Raw genomic sequence first — 20,681 nt, 5'->3', positions numbered from 1 at the left:
TGATAAAAAAGACAAAAACAGTAATAAAAAAATCAAAAACCGCCGGTGGAGATTATCCGCAACCATAGGTGTTGTTGACTAACCTGAGATCGGTTTAAGCCATTGCCATCAGCCCCAATTTTCGGTTTTCGTGATGTTTAATAACGGCTATGTCGGAGTTTTAGGCAATACGCAATGAGTCCTCCTAGTAAGTTCAACATAAAGCCATGTAAACTTCGGTGACGAGAATGTTCTATCTGGGATATGTTTTTGAGTTATTGAATGCTTCTAAGAAGTGGACAATGCCAATCTAAAACTGGAATATGACATTGTCTCAGTTAGCGATTCATTTTGATGGGCGCTTGGATGACGTCTTAGATATCTAGCCACAATTAGCTGACTCAGGTTTTGAACGTCCTCGTTGAAGATCTTCTCTGGTTTACACTGCTGATTCCCGGTCCCGCCATAGCTCAAGATTTCTCTGTCTAGCCTCCTAATTACATCATTTGCTGCCGTCTTACTGCGCTATTAGATGTCATCGTTCTGTTCGACGCTGAAAGCCCTACTAACCCTGCAGATAATTGAGAGTGGTTATGCCCATTAACCGAGTTTGGCCCTCTGACATTTAGGCCCTGTTTGCCTCGGATTCTCATTTCACCCAAATGTTAGTTCTCCTTCATAGCTCTGTTGTAAACTAGTTGTCTTGATGATTCAGAGAATTCACCCATTTTATGACATCAGATACGGCTTCAAAATGTACTCTAGGAATGGATTCATAAAGATCAGCGTCTGCGTATAAGCCTCTCGCTAGAGGGACGTTCTCAACAATAGGAATGTTGTTTTTTTGGGCAAGTTTTTTGAGACGTAATGCTTGCTTACCCGTGTATTTTAAAGAAACGACAGGGATCGGAGCATCAGCTTTATCATAAAAAAGACCAACGGTTATGTGGGTTGGGTTGGCGATAACGACCGACGTTTTCTTTAACTGCTTTTTCATACCGCCAGACTGAATTTCATTATGAAACTCTTTTCGTTTTTGCTTTATTTCTGGGTTTCCTTCACTTTGTTTGTATTCTCGCTTTACCTCGTCCTTGCTCATTTTCAGTTCCTTCTCATGGTTGTGCCTCTGAAATAGCAGATCGAGAATAGCAATCACAAAAAGAGGGGCTGTAACAATAACAAACAGAGAGATGAATAGCTGCGCTGCAACGGGAAGAATGGAATTGGCCGAAGCATATGGCAACTGCAAAATATTGGGGATCTCAGTATATATCACGAATGCTACAGTGATTGAAAAGATAATCACTTTAATGAGCGAAAGTAAAAACTCGATAAAATTTTTCTTGCAAAATATTTTTTTTGCGCCTGATATTGGATCTATTTTTTTAATATCTAACTTCATTGATTCAGGCGCAAATAATGGTCCAAATTGGCCAATATTTGAAAAGATACCAACCACAACAACAAGCAGCAAAAAAGGCAAAAGAACTTCCATCACAATACCTAACGAATGGTTTATTGCGCCTTCAGCCGCTTTGGAAAAGCTCGCGATTTCTAAAAAGCCAGTCACTGAGAAAAGTTCTTCTAGTTTTACGCTAATTCGGCCAGAATCTAGAAGTAGCCAAATCAGAGTCGTGAGCATAAGGGCTAACGAAGGTATTTCCTTACTCTTTGCGACCTGACCTTTTTTTCGTGCATCTTTGATTTTTTTAGGGGTCGGCTTCTCTGTTTTTTCTTCCATGCTTTAGCCTCCTAAAAACGCCGTCATCCATGAGGTGAAGTCAATAAAAACAAGCATTTCTTCGAGAAACGCCTCGAACATTAGGTTCAGGTATAAGATAAGAATTAAGATGGCTAAAGCACTTTTTATTGGCATTGCCAATATAAATACGTTCATTTGAGGGACAAATCGATTCATTAACCCCAAGCCAAATTCAGCCAAAAACATAACAATCACCGCTGGAGCAGCTAAGCGCCATGCAATTTCCATAATATGACTAAAAGCTTGTAATGCAGTTAAAGTCGCGTTTTGGGTAAATGGTGGCAGCATATCGTTTACGGGCCACAGAACATAGGAATGGTACATTGCCCCTAACCATATGAGTACAAAGCCAAATGAAAAAAATATTGCGCAGCCAGCTTGGTTCAAAAGTATCCCAAGCGGACTTGTCTGCTCATTTGAAAGAGGATTCATCGTCATCGCCATTGATGCCCCACGTTGGTTATCAATAATAAATCCTGCACTTTCTATAGCTTGAAATGGAATGGCTGTTATAAAGCCAATCAGTAACCCAATTAATGCTTCTTTTATTGCAATAGCGATAAGAAAACTCGTGGCATCAAGCTGGTTTATATCCGCTGATACCATTGGAAATAATGGTAGAGCAAGTACCGCGGCGATGGTATTACGTACCATTTGACCACCCAGCACACGAGTCGAAAAACCCGGGATCAGTATCATTGCACCAATTAATCTTGGTAGGCAAAGACTGAAAGAGATCAGAAGCTCATTTAACCCATCCATATCGCACTACAACACTTTGGGTAGAGATTCAAAAATTTGCAGACTAAAGTGGTATATTTGGCTGCCAAACCAATGTCCAGTAGCAAACATTACCCCTACGACGGCAACTAATTTAACAACAAATGCTAACGTTTGTTCCTGAACCTGCGTTAGGGCCTGGATTAGCGCGATAATAACACCTACGGCTGCCGCTACAACGATAGTTGGTAGCGAAAGAATTAATGTTAAATACATAGCCTGAGCAGTCAGGGAGATCAATTGTGACTCTTCCATTAATGTTCCTCACCCGATTTGGTAACTTAATACAATTCCGTGGGTTAATCGTGTCCAACCATCCAGCAATACAAAGAGCAGTAACTTAAAAGGTAGAGAGATAGTCATAGGTGAAACCATCATCATCCCCATCGCTAACAAAATATTGGACACAATTAGATCAATAGCGATAAACGGTAGGTAGAGTATAAAACCCACTTCAAATGCTGAAGTAAGCTCGCTTACCGTATAAGCAGGGATCAACACTAGAAAGCTTTCGTTATCAATAATATCCCTATGTTCTGGTGGCCAGAGCTGTTTCGCAGTATCGGCAAAAAAATCCACTTCGTCTTGGCTTACTTTATTTAGTAGAAACTGACGATATGGCTCTAGTATATGCCCAATGCCCTGAAGTGCTTCCTTGCTGTTCTCCCACTCAGTTCCGACTTCAAGAGCAATCTGATGACACTCATATGCTACTGGAGCCATAATGAAAATAGTTAGTACCAATGCAAGACCGTTCATTGCCATATTAGGTGGTGCTTGCTGTACGCCAAGAGCATTCCTGATCAGAACAAAAATAATCGATATTTTCACAAAAGAAGTTGCCATCACAGTGATAAAAGGAAGCAAACCTACTAAGGTCAAGCCACCTATTAGGGTAAAAGCATCTGGTGTATTAAACATGTTCGACCTGCTTTAGTGGGTTAATCCAATGGGAAATATGTACAGCATAACTCTCAAGAAAAAGTACAATTTCTCCTTGCCCACAATAAACAATTTCCTTTTGTCGATTGAAGAAATAGATGTTTACTGTACTCCCACTCAATTGTTGGGTGAGCGCGTCATCATGAATGCCCTGTTCAAGGAAGTTCTCAAACTGCGTTTTTGTCGCTGTCATACTGGCGACTTCATATATAAGCCAAGAGCTTCCCTCATGTACCATAGATATATCAAGGCCGTTATCGGCATAATAATTTTCTTCCGCCGTGCCTGTATACAGGGTTACGTCATTGGGTAGCCCTTTGTGGTTGTTTGAAGAGCAATCAGCAAGCGCTATGCTAGGATAAAAAATATAACCTTGACGAATTAGAGATCCGGTGTGGAGATTTAATAATTCTTCTTCTGTTAGTGGCTGTACACCTGATATAAACCTCAAAAAATTGGGCGGTTGAGGTTGGTCGACAATCTCTACCTTAGGCCATTCGAGGAGTAAAGCGTCTAATAATGGAAGGTTTCCGGGACTATCAGCATTAAAAAACCAGCTAATAAATTGCTGACCACTTTCCTCCACATCGGTTGACAAAGAGCAAGTTAATTGACAATCAAATTCAGTATCAGTAATTATCTCAACAGCAGAAATGTCCGGATAGTCATCGCCAACTAAAAAAAACCATTGCTCACAGACGGTTTGGATCAAAAGTTGCCTTACTGTTTGAGGAAGGCTTTCGAACACTTTAGGTGTCACTGGAGGAGATACGCGCGCAAGAGCCTGCTGAGCCGAGCAAAAAAGTTCGAATTGCTTGCCTTGCCATAAGCCTACTAATTTCATATCTGCTTGCATAGACGCTTGAGAGAGTTGCCATGTACAAGCCTTATTAGGGCATTGATAGCTGCTCTTGTACTGGGCCAGCCATTCAGAGGCAATTAATGTAGTACTATTCATCATGGTGTTCCTCATCGTGATGTTGGCCCAGATGGAGAGAAAATGGACAGTCAGTAATTAACTCAAAACTTACTCTTGCGATTGATTGCTTGCGATCTAATTCAGCACGATGTTGTTTCATTCGTTCCAGAAAGGCTGGGTTAGTACATGAAATAGAAATATTGGCCATGCCATTTGCAAGACATGAAGTGATTGTTACTGGGATTTCACCAGCTCTGGCGGTAATCCTGAGTGTCTCACCATTGTGGCTAGCCCACAGCTTTTCGGCCCACTCGCGAACGATCGCACGAACGCTATTTACATGGCTTGTGTTTGGCTCCTCAATTGGCGAAGGCGCTTCAAAAATGTTCTGTTGCCCAAACACCAACCCATTGAACAAGAACTCTTCTTCTTGCCGCTTTTTACCTTCTCCATACTTGTCGCGAAAGTCGTTTCTTTCCTCCTGGTTCCTGTAATCACCTTCTTTAGAGTTATATGTTGTTTTTGCCTTGCTTGGGTAAGAACTCGTCAAGTTGTTTGTCTGCTTCGAGAAGCTCAAGTTGAAATTGGTGTTTGTCATCTTCTTTTCGGATCTCCACACATTTTTCGTATTTCTTGTGAGCAGATTGATAACACGATTGCGCACTTTCCCATTGTGAAAAATGTTCTTGTGAGGTTTTTTTTAGCTTCACAATAGTGTTGGCAGACTCATTTACTTTATTTTTTGCAGCGGCAACTTGTTGTTGCCAGTTATTCAGCGCCTCTTTACTAAGTGGCACATTCTCACTAAAAGGCGACTGAGATATCTGCTGCAGAGAGGAAAGCAATTGAGTATGAATAGCTTCTTGCTCGGACACGTCTTGCTCACTTTTTTGATAGGCAGATAATCTCTCTTTCATCTCTTTAGCTGCGGTATCTTTACGTTTACGCTTTATATCTTCGAGAATCTTCCAGTCCATTAATTACCCAAGCCCTGTCAATTCCAGTTGTTGCAGGCTCTCAGAAAAATCTGAAAACTCGTGTGTACCTTGCTGCAATAATGTTTGAATTTGTGGACGCTTTGCGATAGCAATATCTAAGTCAGGGTCACTCCCTTTTTGATACTCTCCCAGCCGTACGAGCATCTCATTTTTCTCATACGTAGCCATCCATTTCCTGATTTTATTTGCACTCGCCAAATGATCTTCTGAAGTAATTTGATTCATAACTCGGCTGGCACTACGGAGAACATCAATTGCCGGATAATGTGCCGCCGCAGCCAATTCCCTAGAGAGAATAATATGCCCATCCAAAATAGAACGAGTTTCATCAGCGACTGGCTCCGTCATATCGTCACCTTCAACAAGTACCGTATATAACGCACTTATCGAACCTTGCTCAGTGATACCCGGTCTCTCTAATAGAAGTGGTAATTGTTCAAACACAGATGGAGGGAAGCCTCGTCGAGTTGGTGGTTCACCAGCAGACAAACCCATTTCACGAAGTGCTCGAGCATAACGGGTTAACGAGTCAACCATGAGCAATACCTTTTTCCCTTTTTCTCTGAAATGCTCGGCTACCGTTGTCGCAACTAGCGCCGCTCTTGCCCTTTCCATTGATGGTCTGTCTGAAGTCGCAATAACCAGTACGGCTTTTTTACGTGTTTCTTCATCCATGTGCATTTCAATAAATTCTCGGACTTCTCGGCCACGTTCGCCAACCAATGCCAATACCACGACTTCTGCTTCTGTATTGGCGATGATCATCGATAACAATGTACTCTTACCACCACCTGCGGCGGCGAAAATACCCATTCTCTGTCCTTCGCCCATTGTAAGCATGCTATCTATGGCTCTGACTCCAAGAGAAATATGGGAACTTATTGGTGGTCGAGTCATTGGGTCTGGAGCACCTTGAAACACGGCCCTCATCGTTTTTTGAGTGTCCTTGGTGGAAGATACTGAGGAAAATGCGGTTGAAGGAAAACGCTCACCGAGACCATTTAGTACTGTACCAAGAAGGTGATCACCTACCTCTATCTCATGCTGCTTACGCGTATTTATAATTCGAGTAAGATTTGAAAGTCCACGAGCTTCTCCTAAAGGGGCAAGCAGTGTATAAGGTGACTGAATTGCAATCACTTCAGCATAGAGAACTGGTTGGCCTGGTGTTTTGAGGTAACACATATGTCCTATGGCTGCACTTGGCATCAAGGCTTTTATCATATTGCCGGTAACACCAACTACCTTGCCCGCTTTTTGAAAATTCACAGGAACAGATAAACGTTCGTGAAGGTGATTGAGCTTAGAAGAGATATCGAACTCGCCAAACGGGGGTTGTTTATATTGTGACATTTTCCATCAATCATCGACGTAAGAACTGGTTGAGTTGAGTGTATCTAGGCACGTTCGAAAAGAACTCATAAAAATATAAATTTAGATAAATATCACTTTCATTATCTCAATAAGATACCTAATGATCTTTCCTTGACCCCAGAGCAGTTCGATTCCGAGTTAAGGTCGTTCACCTGTAACGCAACGCTTCAAACTTTTCTCTAGCCTCCTCAAAAACAGGGCGATTTGGCGTATCCCATTTGGGGTTACTAGTAAAATGATACCCATTATCTTTTATACATCGAACAAAATCTTTATATTCTTCACTGCCGCTGATAACCGTCACCTCTTTATATTGGTAGCGATTACCGTCAATCATCGAGTCTATAGGGTGTGGCAGATAAAAAGTGGCAGGGAAATTATCTAGCATATCAGAAACAGGATTACCCGCATCATCACTATGATGAAACATTTCAAGGTTTTCTCCGCGGCCTAGTACCTCATTTAAAGATCCAACAAGATCACGAACACGTGGAGATATATTTCCCATATCTTTATCTTCTCGGGAATAGAAGTCACCATATGATAACGGATCGTTTGGTAACTCAGAGTATGTAACGGCAGTATTTGGTCTTGAGTCTATACCGGATTGTGAATGTTCTTCTATGGGTGGAGCAATAAAGAACAAATCATAATCTGCTGTTAAAGGGGCATTGGTAGCCGGATGAGACAAAACTTGAATTGGCTTATCAGCCGCATCTTCATAAATGGTATATAGGCCATCAGCTCCTTGGATAGCTTGAAAAGAATAATCAGCTTTACTAGGAGATTTAGCTTGAATACTAATTTTATGGCCGTTGCCGGATGTAGTTATTAGACCGAGCTCTGAGACTAACTCGGAAATTCTTGCTCTGCTAATTCTTAAATCTGACACTGTATAAGCGCCGTTTTTCTTGCCCTCTTGAATCGCGGTATTTAGTTTCTCTATATCTTCTGGCCTCCTACTCTCCCTCTTGCTAAGTTGTTGTTTTTCACATATAAATCCTGCTTGAGGCCCCCAGTTTGAACTTTTCCCCTTAACCTTAAATCCCTTAGTTGGATAGTTCTCTATTATCAGCTGGCGAACCATTGACTCAACGGGGCGAATACCAAATACTGTATTTTTTTCTTTGGCTACGGACTGCAACTTTTTAGCATGATCGACTGGCATTCCAACACTGTGCAGAGAGAACAACTCCCTTATCTCTGCTTCAGCCATCTTTTCTGCGCCAGAGCTCTGAGAGAAATTGGCATCATGTCTGCCTATTGAACGAGTATCTATTCCAGAGCTAACATTAATCATGGACATTCCCTTTAACAAACAACCAAGCAATAACACAAAAAAATAGCCACTTGTTTAGAACAAGTGGCTATTTTTATTTACATGCTTTGCACAATACTCGACATCATTTGATTGTTAGTTTCAGAATAATTCTTCAAAGCGTCTTTGACTTCTTCCATCAATTGTTTGGAGTAATCAAACCTTGCTTTGGAATCCTCTTTCAACGCTTCATAACCAGCTTGCTCCGCTTCAAGTTCCTTACCTTCTGCTTTCGCATTACCCGCATGAAGTTCCATAACAGAATTAACCATACCTCCCGCTGCGTTATATATTTGAGATTTTCCATTTGCAAATCCCATAACTTGTTGGGTCTGCTGCTCGTTGAGATTAAGCTTCACGGACTTGAATGAAGCACGCATGGTTGTCAAACCTCCAACAATTGATGTAGCGCCTGATACAATGCCTCCGATAAACGAACTTCTCGCACTATCACGAATTTTATCTGCCTGACTATGTATCGATGTCTGAATGGCCGCGACATTCGCTTTGCGCTCTTGCCTTTCAGCTTCTTTGTGCTCCATAGACATTTGATGGAATAAAATTAGTGTTTCAGCAAGGCTAACTTCAGAGCCCTCAGTACCACCAATTGCGGCTAACGCTCCTTTCACATGGGCTTGAGAAAATAAGTTATCCTGAGGTAGCTCTAAATCACCAACTTCATGTTTAATACCTCGCTCAGCACCTTGTACTGCAACTACGGGAACCTGAGGATGCCTTACATCGTTCGCTTTATTCGATTCTAAAGTTTCTAAGCCTTCGTGGAACAAAGTACTATTTGTAGGGTTAACATTAACTATCGTTGTCATAACAATATCCTTATGCTGTTAGACCATGTCTGATGATCCCATTTTGTGAATTTGTATTCTCTTTCATGGCAGCAATCACCAAATCCATGATCTCACCTCGCTTAGACAAAGCATCTTTTATCGCTTCTTCCATTTCTTCCATCTGCGCCTGATTCTTGGCGATTTCTGCAAGCGTTTCTTTCGCATCTGCTTGGGCTTTGGCTGCTTGGTGAGAAAGAGTACTGGTCGCAATTTGACTGCTACCTTGACCAACCGCACCAGCACCTGCAATGCCTTGCGAAACCTTGTTTACAGTATTAGCAACGCTACTGATAGTATTCGTTGCCGCTTTAGTAGCGCTTGCCGCTGCTGCACCACCAAGTGTTAGCGCAGTTACAGCTATACCAAAGCCTATGTCCGCAATTAATTGCGCTACTTTTTCACTCAAGCCAAAAGCTTTAGTGAGTCCAACGGCTATTTTTTCTGTTAGTGACACACCAAATTCAGCAGCAACTTGCTGTCCCACCATTAATCCAGCTCCTACCATTGCTCCAACAGCTCCAGCTATCGCTGCCGCTCCGGCTGGTGCAGCAGCGCCAAACGTCGCTACCGTTGTTGCGATTGCAGCGATAGCAACCGCAACTGTTGCTATCCAGCCAAATATTTTTTTGAACAAGCCACCTTTCTTAGCCTTTTCCATTTTTTCAATGGCTTTTTCTTGCTGGGCAATTCGGTCTTCATGTGCCGCTTTATTCTGCTCTCGAGCCGCTTTTACATCGGTCTGCGAGAATTTGACTTGACTGTCTTGCATTGCAGCTCGTGCCAACATCAAGGCTGCATAGATATCGGTTTGTTGACCAGCAGGTTCCTCTAAAACTGGTGCATTTGAGCCACTCTCTTGGACATGACTCTCACTCACAGTCACAGGAATATCATGACTAAGGCTTTTATTTGGTACATTGTTTACATTGCTGGCCTCGGTTTGCACGTTATCAAGGCTATTCTTGATTATGCTTGATAGCATTCCAGTTATTTCCATAATTTATCCCTCAATTAAGTTCATTTTTTTATAACGTCTTTTTGCATCCGCACAAATGTCATCAAATTGATTGTAATTTCCACTCATTTGGCTTGCCGCGAAAAATCCACTTGCCGCTGCTTGGTGTTTGCCCAGCATTAAATGGCACTTAGCAGAATAATAGGGAGGTCTAGGGTCATCACCGTCTATAAGGCCTGCATAACTATATGTCTCTATCGCAGAGTCATATTGCTTAAGCATAAATAGACATGAACCAAGGCCAATAAAATACTTCACTTTGAAGTGGTCGAACGCACATAGAAATTGAAATATACTAACTGCTTCTTCATAGCTACCCATATTGTAGTAATTAAAAGCAGCATGATAGACTGTTTCTAATGTTGTTGGGCTAAACTCATGAAGCTCAGCTAATGTTCCTCCACCTTTCAGATATTGCAAAATATCTTCTTGAGTGCAGTTTTTTACTGATTCTTCTTCCATTTCTCATCCTTATAAATATTTAGTAATATCATTTTCAAGATATAGGTCGATGTCTATACAACCCTTTAATTTTTAGCATTAAGCACAAAATATATGTCTATTACCATTCACTACATGTTGCGGATAATACCTTCTTTAGCATCACCGTCATTCTTGACAATAGTGCTATATGCATCCACAGCATTTTTATTTTTGGACATTGCGTCGTTGGTACGAATCATGTCGATTGAACCTTGTGATGCAAGGTTGTCATACACTGCCTTTACATTATCTAATTGCAGCTGCATATCTGCCCTTGTATATTTGGCCTCACCATAAAAAAGCTCCCCTGTAATCAAATTTCCACCTATTAATGATGGGGGGTTGGGTGTAAAACCATTAACGTTGTCGGAGAGAAACTGTACAACCTCTGCAGACATTGTTCCCTTACTATCGTCCTTATTGCCATTGATATTGCTGATATCATTTCGCAGCATTTGCATAACATCATTAATCGCTTTCATTTCATTGGTTTGTTGCTGCATATCCACCAATTTAAAGCGCACGTTTTCCTCAGTTTCTGTTGCTCTATCATGCATAACGGCTGCTTTAAGCTGCGATAGCGACATTTGCTCTGTTTGTTCCATACCAGAAAAAAGTGTTGTACTGTTGGTACCAGTTACTGTAGTCATATTTTCTACCTTTTAGTTTATCTAATGTATTTATTGCTCATTAAAATAAAAACAATAATATCTAGTTTCTCATGATACTATGTGATTATATTAATACTTTTTATTTTGATTATTTTAAATTTAAATATTATCAAGACAATAATAAATTGATATTATTCTGAATATTACATATTACGGATAATACCTTCTTTCGCGTCACCGTCATTCTTGACAATAGTGCTATATGCATCCACAGCATTTTTATTTTTGGACATTGCGTCGTTGGTACGGATCATATCGATTGAACCTTGTGATGCAAGGTTATCATAAACTGCCTTCACGTTATCCAATTGCAGCTGCATATCTGCTCTTGTAAATACTCGAGTCCCAGTAAAGTATTGACGGCCTAGTGGCCCATACTTGCCCGTTCCTAGTAATAAGTCATTATGGGGCTCAAAGCCTTGAACATTGTCGGAGAGAAATTGAACAACTTCTTTAGACATTTGTCCCTTGCTGTCATCCTTATTGCCCTTGATATTACTAATATCATTACGCAGCATTTGCATCACGTCATTAATCGCTTTCATTTCATTGGTTTGTTGCTGCATATCCACCAATTTATAACGCACATTTTCTTCAGTTTCTGTTGCTCTATCATGCATGACTGCGGCTTTAAGCTGCGATAGCGACATTTGCTCTGTTTGTTCCATGCCCGAAAATAGAGTTGTGCTATTAGTACCGGTTATTGTAGTCATATTTTTCACCTTTCACTTGCTTGGATAATTTATTTAAAATCCCTATTATTTAATTTTTTCACTATTTAAAATATAATATAAAATAGTCAAGCTTAATAATATTTCGGTAGTTCATGAAATCCCAATCATATATAGATAATATGACTGGGAAAACATTAAGTATGCACAGTCAGAAATACTATTACATATTACGAATAATACCTTCTTTCGCGTCACCGTCATTCTTAACAATAGTGCTGTAAGCATCCACGGCATTTTTGTTTTTAGACATTGCGTCATTGGTACGAATCATGTCGATTGAACCTTGTGACGCAAGATTGTCATAAACAGCCTTTACGTTATCGAGTTGCAACTGCATCTCTGCTCTCGTGTATTGGTTTTCAGAGCTAAAGCCTTTAACATTATCCGACAGGAACTGCTCTACCTGAGCTGACATGGTCCCCTTACTGTCATCCTTATTGCCATTGATATTACTGATATCATTTCGCAACATTTGCATAACGTCATTAATTGCTTTCATTTCATTGGTTTGTTGCTGCATATCCACCAATTTATAACGCACATTTTCCTCTGTTTCTGTTGCTCTATCATGCATGACTGCTGCTTTAAGCTGCGATAGCGACATTTGCTCTGTTTGTTCCATACCAGAAAAAAGTGTTGTACTGTTGGTACCAGTTACTGTAGTCATATTTTATACCTTTTGTTTATAAATAATAATTTGTTACACGATTAGAACTAGAATATTAATACTATGATTGGATGAATTAATTTATTTAATAAATACACGCCAAAATCATACAAAATATCTTGATATTACATATTACGAATAATACCTTCTTTCGCATCACCGTCATTCTTGACAATAGTGCTGTAAGCATCCACGGCATTTTTGTTTTTAGACATTGCGTCATTGGTACGAATCATGTCGATTGAACCTTGTGACGCAAGATTGTCATAAACAGCCTTTACGTTATCGAGTTGCAACTGCATCTCTGCTCTCGTGTATTGGTTTTCAGAGCTAAAGCCTTTAACATTATCCGACAGAAACTGCTCTACCTGAGCTGACATGGTCCCCTTACTGTCATCCTTATTGCCATTGATATTACTGATATCATTTCGCAACATTTGCATAACGTCATTAATCGCTTTCATTTCATTAGTTTGTTGCTGCATATCCACCAATTTATAACGCACATTTTCCTCTGTTTCTGTTGCCCTATCATGCATGACTGCTGCTTTAAGCTGCGATAGCGACATTTGCTCTGTTTGTTCCATACCAGAAAAAAGTGTTGTGCTGTTAGTACCGGTTACTGTGGTCATATTTTTACCTCTAAAAGTTTAAGTTCATAGTTTTTATTTATAGTGTTTATACAAGTTTCATATTTAATTTAACACTTTTTATTACTCTATATTAAAACCCTCCCAGGCCTTACTCTATAGTTCACTCTGTTTTTATTTTCTACACGATGATTAACATCACGATCAAATGAAACCCCTTGAGTTTCTAGATCTTTTTCAATTAGCTCCTTATTCTCTTTGACTTTATTTCTTGTTTCCTCATCTATCGAAGGATAGAACGAATCAAGATGCTGTCTTTTACGGCTATTTTCTTCTAGATTTCTGAGAACTTCCGATGCAAATGCCTCTCTCTCTTCTATTTCTATAGCTTGCTTTAATAAAATTTCGTCATAATCTACATATTCGTCACTACTACTCATATCCCATTTATCCCCTAGGTAACTTATCTTATTCCTGTCAGTAATTTTTAATCTTTGTTTCTATAAAGTCGTTCGTTCATCCGTTGATATAAACTTACAACAAACATTGGTTAAATATCATCATCAAAACCACTTATTTACAATTTTATCATATCAACCACCACAAACTCTTGAGTAGCGAGCTGAGAAAAAATAAAAAAATCATTCTATAACAATCACTTAATCCAAAGGTATAACATTTGATAGCCATAAATAAGTTAATGTTAAAAAAAATGTAAATTTCATAAAAACAGTAACATGGTGTTTTTGTCATGTTAATTATTGGCTTTTTTTAACATTTTATTGTGATTTAAAAACAAAATAATGGGAAAGTATGTACAACCGTTGGATGATAGAGAACAAATAACGTGTATAAAGATATAAAAACATTTACAAGCAATGCCACGCTTTCTTTATTGAAAGAAGAAGACAATCTATATATTACAAAAGTTTCAAACTCTATTATTCAATTCAACATGGATTTAGAGGAGTCTAAAATATGCTTTTGGATAGGAAAAAGGGATGCCAGTATAGACAAAGATGTTTTGGAACACGCTACTAATAAAATGTTATCTATTTCTTTACATACAAATGTTGAGCTGGTTTTTGACAACCAAGAAATAAGTTACAGCCTTAGGCTAAGAATGAAAGATTACCTCGGTGATACTGATGCATTTTCTAATGCTATAGAAGATTTACTTTGGGCCCATTCGCTTGTTAATTCATCATCAGATAGCAGAGCCGATAATAAATACCACAACTTTATTAAATATATGGTGTAGAAATGAAAATTAGTAACCTTAATCATATAGCCAACTTTTTAGCTCTGCTTACCATAACAATGATCGTTCAGCCAATTTATGCTTCGACATTGCCCAATGAAAAGTATAGTTATAGGGCGAAAAACACGCCCTTGCCTGATGTGTTGAACGCATTCTCTGCTCACTATGGGCTGTTTGGAGTAGTTAGTGAATGCTTTAAAGACTCGTTCAGCGGGAATATCAAAGCAGAGTCCGGAGACGCTTTTCTTAACCAATTATCGTCAGCATATAACATTGTTTGGTTTCGAATAGATTCAACTATCTATTTTAACTGCTCCAATGAAATTCAAACTAAGTTAATTACTCTCAATAATGCTTCATCTGAAAGGTTTTCAAACAAAATGAAGAACATCGGCTTGGATCCTAATCGTTTTGGTATGCGTGCTTTGCCAGGTACAGGGATGTTACTTGTTTCAGGACCACCTAAATTTTTGGAGATTGCAATCGATGCAGCCAAAGCTGTTGATGACAGTGCTGCTAAAGAACCCAATTATCAAATGAAACCTTATGTCATCCCTCTTCTATATACTCATGCCGAAGATAGAGTTCTTGACGATGGCAGTACAACACCTGGAATGGTGACAAAGTTGCGCAGTCTCCTCGGCTATGGTGGAGAAGCAAATACACAAGGGAACATTGTTGCTGATTCAGATATGAATAGCGTACTCATCTATGACACTGAATCTTCAGTACAAAGGATCATTCCTCTTATTCATTCGATGGACAAACCCAAGCGTCAAATTGAAATATCCGTTTCAATTATTGACGTCGCGGAGAATGCTCTAGAAGACCTAGGCGTTGATTGGAGTGCTCAAGGAAACAATGGTTCACTGAGTGTCAATCCTCTAAGCGGAATTATTGAAGGTGCATGGCATGCAGGAACAGGTTTTGCAACAACATTACCGATAGGAACGTTAAGTCAATTCGAGTTCACACTTACAGCCCTAGAGCAGAAGAATAAAGCACGCACTTTATCAAGACCAACTTTACTCGCAAGGGAAAATACTCGTGCCGTGATCAGTAATAAAGAAGAGTTTTATGCCAAAGTTGAGGCTAAAGAAGATGCTCAATTAGTCACACTGTCGGCAGGTACTGAACTGATAGTTATCCCGAGAATTATTCCGTCTCCAGAGGGCCTTGCCATCAGTCTAGATATCACACTTACCGATGGAAAACGAGAGAATGAAACCATTTCAGATCTTCCTGTGATAAGAGACAGTACCATCATTACACAAGCAACTGTCGCACGTAATCAAAGCTTACTCATTGGGGGGTTTTATTCACAACGTAATCTAGAAGGAAGCTCAAAAGTTCCCCTTCTTGGTGATATTCCTCTTCTTGGGAGTTTATTTACTTATGAAAGCTCCGACGATAGTCGTGCAGTACGCATGTTCCTAATTAGACCAAGAATATTAGAGCAGGTAGCAGGCCATACCAAACAGTCTGATGCAACTAAGCTATTCAACAACCAAATTGAGAGTGAAGTTGCTGAGCTAAGACTGATCAGAGAAGCGTTCGAAAGCGCATGGAGTGAATAGTTATGACTTGGACATTAAAGGTGCTTTCTGGCAAGCATTCAGGAGCCGAGATGTTACTCGATAAGAAACACATTGTTCTTGGTTCATGCCATGAACGTGCAGACTGTGTTCTAACAGATATTGGTTTGGCAGACACCGCAATGCAAATCACGGTTAATGATAAAATCATCGCAATTAAGGAGCTAAACGATGCCAAATGGTACATCAACGGAAAAATTCAACGAAGCGCTCTTTCCAGCCTTAGCCCCTATAATGTTGTTCAAATTGGTCCCGTCGCTTTTACTTTAGGTAAGGTTGAAGCAACTTGGCCCACAATAAACCTTCCGCAACAAAAACGTTTTCGTTTTCCTTGGGTAGGAATGCTCTTCTCGGGTCTGCTTTGCATAGGAAGCCTAAATGCATCGTTTTATTCATCAAATAATTCCCTAAAAAACAGCGATACTTCCATGGCGCCGACAAAAGAATTGTTGTCAGGTTCTTCCATAAATAACAAGCACTTTGGTTTAACTGTGTCAGAGCAAGATGGGCGCACATTAGTTACTGGTTATATACAGGATCGCTCAACTTCAAATACCGCTCGACGCAAAATCGAGGCAAACAGTGAACTTCCCCTAATATGGAAAGTACACCGTGTAGATAAACTAACGACGTCAATACAGACATTGCTGAACGAACACAACTTGTATGGCTATGATGTCAGGGTTGATCTCAACGGAAAAGCCATAGTTAAAGGTGTAGTTTTAGACCAACTCCCTATATCAAAATTCTCCACATCCATAGTAAGAGAAATTCCCGGATTGTCTGAAGTTACTTTCAACACAACTAAAGCTTCTGAGGTCATCGCATGGTTGAACCATAATATTGAAAAAATAGGCATGAATGGTATTGGTGCTTCAAGTTATCGTGAATATATACTAGTTAGTGGTAAAGCAACTACCTTGCAAAAAACACAGATCCACCAACTGATTGATTCTGCTAATTCTAAGTTCGGTAGCCAAATCCCCCTACAATATCAGCCTTTTATTGACCCAGAGGGAATGCTCCCTCCTATTCGGGCAATTAGTACGAGTCTCACCCCTTACATTGAGCTGTCCGGTGGGCAGAAGTATTTAAAAAACTCGGTAATTGGTGATGGGTTTACTATCAAAGAAATCACCGAAGATGGCATAGCCCTTTTAAAGGATAAACAAATTATTTGGATAGGAGCGAATGGTTAAATGCTGACAGACACCTCTCTCATGCTTAAAAGCCAGCCTTTGCTCGAAAATTGGCTTTTGAAAATAACAATGCAAATGAAACAGCTCAACACTCCCAATGAGTATGCAAAGTTAAATACGTGGAAGGTGGCATTAGAATGTGCCATCGAACATATCATTAAACAACAGGAGAATCATTATGGATTTAGGCTCGGTACATCAGATTTTAGGATCTTCAGTCCAGTCAACCACTTCGAAGCTGGAGGAACACATGAAAACAATGGATCCACACGACAGTTTGGACCTAGCTGTGTTTCAGAAACTGAACAACGATTGGCAGTTATCAACTCAACTGCAAAGCACGACACAGAAAGCAATATTCGATGTGCTGAAAGGCCTATTAGATCGGATGTAGCGAAGCATCTAGCTAACATTGCTTTAGACGTGGCTCAGATAGGTAATATCGATGGCGTTCACTCTATCCTTACACCTTTTTTAAAAACCAATGAACAATCAAAAGAAGCGATTTTTCATAAAAGTGTCGCGCAGATTATCTACGCGATAAGTTTATGTAGAAATGGACATTTTTCAAAAGCACGAAGTCTGCTTATTGATGACGATTCAGAGCTAGGAAAGTTTTTCCTCGCTTTCATCAGTATCGCCGAACACCACACTGAAGAGGCAGAAAGTAGACTTTGTTCAATCGCTAAATTGATTCAATCAAACATGTTTGACACTAAACCAACACAGCAAAAGGAATCAACATGGTAGATTCAATATCTTCGGTCGCAGGCACCTACACACTACCTCAACAGTCAGTATCAAGGGCGAGCTTAGAGGCACTGTTCGACAAACATATTCAAGAACCAGTTAAACCTGTGGGGGAAGATCTACTAGAAAGTGCCTTTGACTTTGGCTCAAAAGTAGATAAACACTATGACGAAACATTAACACGAGCAACAGAAGATCTTTCTGTGGTCGACTATGGAGACCTTCAGTCAGAAATAAATGGTCTTGTATTAAACACATTAACTTCAGCAACTTTTGTCGGAAAATTTACCCAAGGCTTCGACAAACTGCTGAGCAGCCAATAATCAATATGGCCTATAAACTGACTTTAGTTTTAAGGCCTTAACAATTCTAATTGGACAGAACCGCGCCTATGAATATTAAGAATACGCAAAATACTTTCCTCAAACTAACTCTGTTGTTATTCAGCTTAGCGGTGACAGGCTGTAAAGAAGAAATGTATTCGAACCTGTCGGAATCTGAAGCGAACCAAATGTTGGCTCTGCTACTGAGTGAAGGAATAGATGCAGAAAAACAATCTATCAACGGAAAAAGTATTACCCTCAAAGTAGAGGGTTCTCAGTTCTCTTCAGCCGTTGAATTGCTAAAACAGAATGGATACCCCAAACAAGAGTTCGCTACTGTTGAGCAGTTGTTCCCACAGGATGGACTCGTCTCTACGCCAACTCAAGAAAAAGCACGGTTTGAGTATGCTATCTCTCAATCATTAGCTAAAACCCTGAATCAGATTGACGGTGTCATTTCTGCCAGAGTCCATTTAATGATCCCAGCAGAAACACGCATGAAAACCAAGCAGCCATCCTCTGCGGCAGTGTTTGTGAAACATTCTCAAGAGGCTGAAATTTCACAGCTTACTCCTCAGATCAAAAGCTTGGTGCAAAGCAGTATCGAAGGTCTAGATTACAATAATGTCAAAGTTATTTTGGTCGAATCAAGCACGCCACCACCGATAGTAATCAAGACCGAGGATAGCAGCTTAGCAGCTTATCTTTACATTGCAATCCTCATATTGATCGTTATTTCAATTGCAATCGCCTGCTACGCATTTTTCTCAATTAGAAAGTTGAAGAGCAAAAATTTGGAGATGTTAGAAAATGTTGTACAAGAGTCAACTTCTTGATCAAGTTTTGAACATAAGGGCAAACATACACTCCTCTCATATAGAAGCTTGCGTTGACAGCCTGTATGAAGGCAGTGTGCCACCATTGAGCTCTTCTCGGCAGGAAGCCTTGTTCAACCAATATCTATTGGAATACTTAGAGCTGGATCTATCTACCGTTGACTTTGAACTCACTGAATCAGGTCAACAAACAGAAAACTTAACGACACAACATCTAGCTCTTCTTCCATCAGACATTATATGTAAAACTCTTACACTATGGTCAGGGTACATCTATCACAAAAATATTAACAATTACATAAATAAAAAAGATATTGAAGTGATAAAAGAGCATTTCCTCGAACATTATGGATGGCTGACGCTACAATCGAGTTTGAATGATGATGTTTCTAAAATGCCGTTTGAAGATAAACCAAGCACCTTGCCTGTTCTTAAAACGTTCTTACCATTAAATACATTTCTCTTTGATCACCTACCCCAGATATCACAGGTGGGTATCAATATTATGACAACAGAATGGCCCTATATATATAAGAAGTTAATAACACTAAAACTACCTAAAAGAGACATAAAATCAGAAGTGAACGAAAAGGTAGACATTGTCCCATTAAATAAAAAGGACGTTGAATCCACTTTTTTTGTATGTTTAGAAAGGATATCAAAAGAATGGCACGAGAAATTTTTACGCAAATCAGCATAGAAGAGCTCAACTCACTTCAAAATAAGAAAATAATCTCTGCTGATGAACTCAATGCATTGACTCACATAGAAGAGTCTAAAACAAATGTGCAAAGCGAGATAGAAAAGCTACTTGACGAAGCACGGGAAGAGTCAAGAAGAATTATTGAAAGTGCGTTAGCTGAAAAACAGGCGATAATTGACAAAGCTCAAAATCAAGCTTTGTCAATTCAAAAACTTGAGGAATGCTGCCTTGAAAACAAACAGCGTGCCTATTGGAAGCATTCCATTTCCGCCATAGAACAGCAGATTGAGAGTATAGTCATGGATATATTATCCAATATCATCCATGACTATGATAAACGCGACTTAACCAGAAGTTTGATCAAGAAAGGGCTAGAATTTCTTGACTCAAATCAAAGTATCTGTGTGAGAGTTCCAATGAACCTCAAACATCAAATGTCTGAATCGTTTCCAGATCTCATAATCGAAGGAGAAGAAGATTTAGTAGATGCACTTGAAATAGAATCAGATAATGAGGTTTACCTGCTGTCTATTGACAATGTGCGACCGTTGCTCTCTTCAAAAAAATCACCACAAACATACTTTTATGACGAGTCAAACATGTCGGAAACCGATGCAACTTACTGACATTAAAACAGTTAACATCGATTTAATTAGAATCATGGGGAGCTTGATTACTATGTATGAGGGCGTTCAGAATTCTGTGTCATATAATCACCTACCCTGATTCTTCATAATTCGAAGGGCTACTAAGTAATACAATCGCACAATTTAATGACCCAGCGCTGTACTTTCTCAGCTTAGGTTACAGTTGGAACAGTCATTAACGCGCTCCCCCCACTGAACCACTCTCATCACCAGCTACCAAACCTAGCTGGTGATTTTTCAATAATCTTCATCGACTTATTAGCAAGAGTTAAATAAAAATTAGTGAT

General features: G+C 39.7%; 25 protein-coding genes and 1 pseudogene. 8 read left to right on the top strand and 18 right to left on the bottom strand.

The annotated features are described in order from the left end of the window. Window positions 1-108 precede the first annotated feature (108 nt). From FIV01_RS15075 to FIV01_RS14990, 18 genes and pseudogenes are all read right to left on the bottom strand, one after another. Window positions 109-254, bottom strand: a pseudogene (locus tag FIV01_RS15075) (IS982 family transposase); the annotation flags it as partial. A gap of 419 nt (window positions 255-673) precedes the next feature. Continuing rightward, entirely contained in the window at window positions 674-1,720 is a 1,047-nt protein-coding gene (gene sctU, locus FIV01_RS15070) for a type III secretion system export apparatus subunit SctU (RefSeq protein ID WP_152431830.1), read from the bottom strand. Window positions 1,721-1,723: 3 nt separating this feature from the next. Then, the gene (gene sctT / locus FIV01_RS15065; protein WP_152431829.1) at window positions 1,724-2,503 is read right to left on the bottom strand and encodes a type III secretion system export apparatus subunit SctT; all 780 of its coding nucleotides are present in this window, start codon (window positions 2,501-2,503) and stop codon (window positions 1,724-1,726) included. Window positions 2,504-2,509: 6 nt separating this feature from the next. Then, window positions 2,510-2,776, bottom strand: a complete 267-nt coding sequence (gene sctS, locus FIV01_RS15060) for a type III secretion system export apparatus subunit SctS (RefSeq protein ID WP_152431828.1) — start codon at window positions 2,774-2,776, stop codon at window positions 2,510-2,512. 9 nt (window positions 2,777-2,785) lie between these two features. After that, a complete protein-coding gene (gene sctR, locus FIV01_RS15055; RefSeq protein WP_152431827.1) occupies window positions 2,786-3,442 on the bottom strand; it encodes a type III secretion system export apparatus subunit SctR in 657 nt (218 codons plus the stop codon). Next, on the bottom strand, window positions 3,435-4,424 hold the full coding sequence (locus FIV01_RS15050) for a hypothetical protein (protein ID WP_152431826.1): 990 nt from the start codon (window positions 4,422-4,424) through the stop codon (window positions 3,435-3,437). Before FIV01_RS15050 ends, sctR begins: the two co-directional genes overlap by 8 nt. Continuing rightward, complete coding sequence (locus FIV01_RS15045) at window positions 4,414-4,932, bottom strand: hypothetical protein (protein WP_152431825.1); 519 nt, start codon at window positions 4,930-4,932, stop codon at window positions 4,414-4,416. The genes FIV01_RS15050 and FIV01_RS15045 overlap by 11 nt, the downstream gene beginning before the upstream one ends. Beyond that, on the bottom strand, window positions 4,892-5,359 hold the full coding sequence (locus tag FIV01_RS15040; protein WP_152431824.1) for a type III secretion system stalk subunit SctO: 468 nt from the start codon (window positions 5,357-5,359) through the stop codon (window positions 4,892-4,894). The genes FIV01_RS15045 and FIV01_RS15040 overlap by 41 nt, the downstream gene beginning before the upstream one ends. A 3-nt stretch (window positions 5,360-5,362) precedes the next feature. Further along, entirely contained in the window at window positions 5,363-6,733 is a 1,371-nt protein-coding gene (locus FIV01_RS15035; RefSeq protein ID WP_152431823.1) for a FliI/YscN family ATPase, read from the bottom strand. A gap of 169 nt (window positions 6,734-6,902) precedes the next feature. After that, on the bottom strand, window positions 6,903-8,054 hold the full coding sequence (locus tag FIV01_RS15030) for an anthrax toxin-like adenylyl cyclase domain-containing protein (RefSeq protein ID WP_172971856.1): 1,152 nt from the start codon (window positions 8,052-8,054) through the stop codon (window positions 6,903-6,905). A gap of 77 nt (window positions 8,055-8,131) precedes the next feature. Beyond that, entirely contained in the window at window positions 8,132-8,899 is a 768-nt protein-coding gene (locus FIV01_RS15025) for a hypothetical protein (protein ID WP_152431821.1), read from the bottom strand. 10 nt (window positions 8,900-8,909) lie between these two features. Next, the gene (gene sctE, locus FIV01_RS15020) at window positions 8,910-9,917 is read right to left on the bottom strand and encodes a type III secretion system translocon subunit SseC family protein (protein WP_152431820.1); all 1,008 of its coding nucleotides are present in this window, start codon (window positions 9,915-9,917) and stop codon (window positions 8,910-8,912) included. Between the two features lie 3 nt (window positions 9,918-9,920). Beyond that, window positions 9,921-10,397, bottom strand: coding sequence for a SycD/LcrH family type III secretion system chaperone (locus tag FIV01_RS15015; protein WP_152431819.1), 477 nt, complete (start codon window positions 10,395-10,397; stop codon window positions 9,921-9,923). Window positions 10,398-10,507: 110 nt separating this feature from the next. Next, window positions 10,508-11,068: a hypothetical protein gene (locus tag FIV01_RS15010; RefSeq protein ID WP_152431818.1), complete on the bottom strand. Its 561-nt coding sequence runs from the start codon at window positions 11,066-11,068 to the stop codon at window positions 10,508-10,510. 164 nt (window positions 11,069-11,232) lie between these two features. Further along, the gene (locus FIV01_RS15005) at window positions 11,233-11,802 is read right to left on the bottom strand and encodes a hypothetical protein (protein ID WP_152431817.1); all 570 of its coding nucleotides are present in this window, start codon (window positions 11,800-11,802) and stop codon (window positions 11,233-11,235) included. Window positions 11,803-11,983: 181 nt separating this feature from the next. Next, window positions 11,984-12,490, bottom strand: coding sequence for a hypothetical protein (locus tag FIV01_RS15000; RefSeq protein WP_152431816.1), 507 nt, complete (start codon window positions 12,488-12,490; stop codon window positions 11,984-11,986). A 125-nt stretch (window positions 12,491-12,615) separates the two neighbouring features. Beyond that, window positions 12,616-13,122 carry a hypothetical protein gene (locus FIV01_RS14995; protein WP_152431816.1) on the bottom strand — a complete coding sequence of 169 codons (507 nt, stop codon included), beginning with the start codon at window positions 13,120-13,122 and terminating at the stop codon, window positions 12,616-12,618. 86 nt (window positions 13,123-13,208) lie between these two features. After that, the gene (locus FIV01_RS14990; RefSeq protein WP_152431815.1) at window positions 13,209-13,520 is read right to left on the bottom strand and encodes a hypothetical protein; all 312 of its coding nucleotides are present in this window, start codon (window positions 13,518-13,520) and stop codon (window positions 13,209-13,211) included. A gap of 407 nt (window positions 13,521-13,927) precedes the next feature. On the opposite strand from FIV01_RS14990, the gene FIV01_RS14985 reads away from it, so the two are divergent. From FIV01_RS14985 to FIV01_RS14945, 8 genes are all read left to right on the top strand, one after another. After that, window positions 13,928-14,341, top strand: a complete 414-nt coding sequence (locus FIV01_RS14985) for a hypothetical protein (RefSeq protein WP_152431814.1) — start codon at window positions 13,928-13,930, stop codon at window positions 14,339-14,341. A 2-nt stretch (window positions 14,342-14,343) separates the two neighbouring features. Continuing rightward, window positions 14,344-15,918 carry a type III secretion system outer membrane ring subunit SctC gene (gene sctC, locus FIV01_RS14980; RefSeq protein WP_152431813.1) on the top strand — a complete coding sequence of 525 codons (1,575 nt, stop codon included), beginning with the start codon at window positions 14,344-14,346 and terminating at the stop codon, window positions 15,916-15,918. Between the two features lie 2 nt (window positions 15,919-15,920). Continuing rightward, complete coding sequence (locus FIV01_RS14975; RefSeq protein WP_152431812.1) at window positions 15,921-17,135, top strand: FHA domain-containing protein; 1,215 nt, start codon at window positions 15,921-15,923, stop codon at window positions 17,133-17,135. Beyond that, complete coding sequence (locus tag FIV01_RS20770) at window positions 17,136-17,885, top strand: hypothetical protein (protein WP_246210508.1); 750 nt, start codon at window positions 17,136-17,138, stop codon at window positions 17,883-17,885. It abuts the gene before it with no gap. Beyond that, window positions 17,879-18,208 carry a hypothetical protein gene (locus FIV01_RS14960; protein WP_152431809.1) on the top strand — a complete coding sequence of 110 codons (330 nt, stop codon included), beginning with the start codon at window positions 17,879-17,881 and terminating at the stop codon, window positions 18,206-18,208. The genes FIV01_RS20770 and FIV01_RS14960 overlap by 7 nt, the downstream gene beginning before the upstream one ends. Window positions 18,209-18,276: 68 nt before the next feature. Continuing rightward, on the top strand, window positions 18,277-19,044 hold the full coding sequence (gene sctJ / locus FIV01_RS14955) for a type III secretion system inner membrane ring lipoprotein SctJ (RefSeq protein WP_152431808.1): 768 nt from the start codon (window positions 18,277-18,279) through the stop codon (window positions 19,042-19,044). Continuing rightward, window positions 19,019-19,744, top strand: coding sequence for a hypothetical protein (locus FIV01_RS14950; RefSeq protein WP_152431807.1), 726 nt, complete (start codon window positions 19,019-19,021; stop codon window positions 19,742-19,744). The genes sctJ and FIV01_RS14950 overlap by 26 nt, the downstream gene beginning before the upstream one ends. Then, window positions 19,711-20,373, top strand: coding sequence for a hypothetical protein (locus FIV01_RS14945; RefSeq protein WP_152431806.1), 663 nt, complete (start codon window positions 19,711-19,713; stop codon window positions 20,371-20,373). Before FIV01_RS14950 ends, FIV01_RS14945 begins: the two co-directional genes overlap by 34 nt. Window positions 20,374-20,681: the final 308 nt, after the last annotated feature.

Source organism: Vibrio aquimaris (assembly GCF_009363415.1).
Lineage (GTDB): Bacteria > Pseudomonadota > Gammaproteobacteria > Enterobacterales > Vibrionaceae > Vibrio > Vibrio aquimaris.
This window is presented reverse-complemented; position numbering and strand designations above follow the sequence as displayed.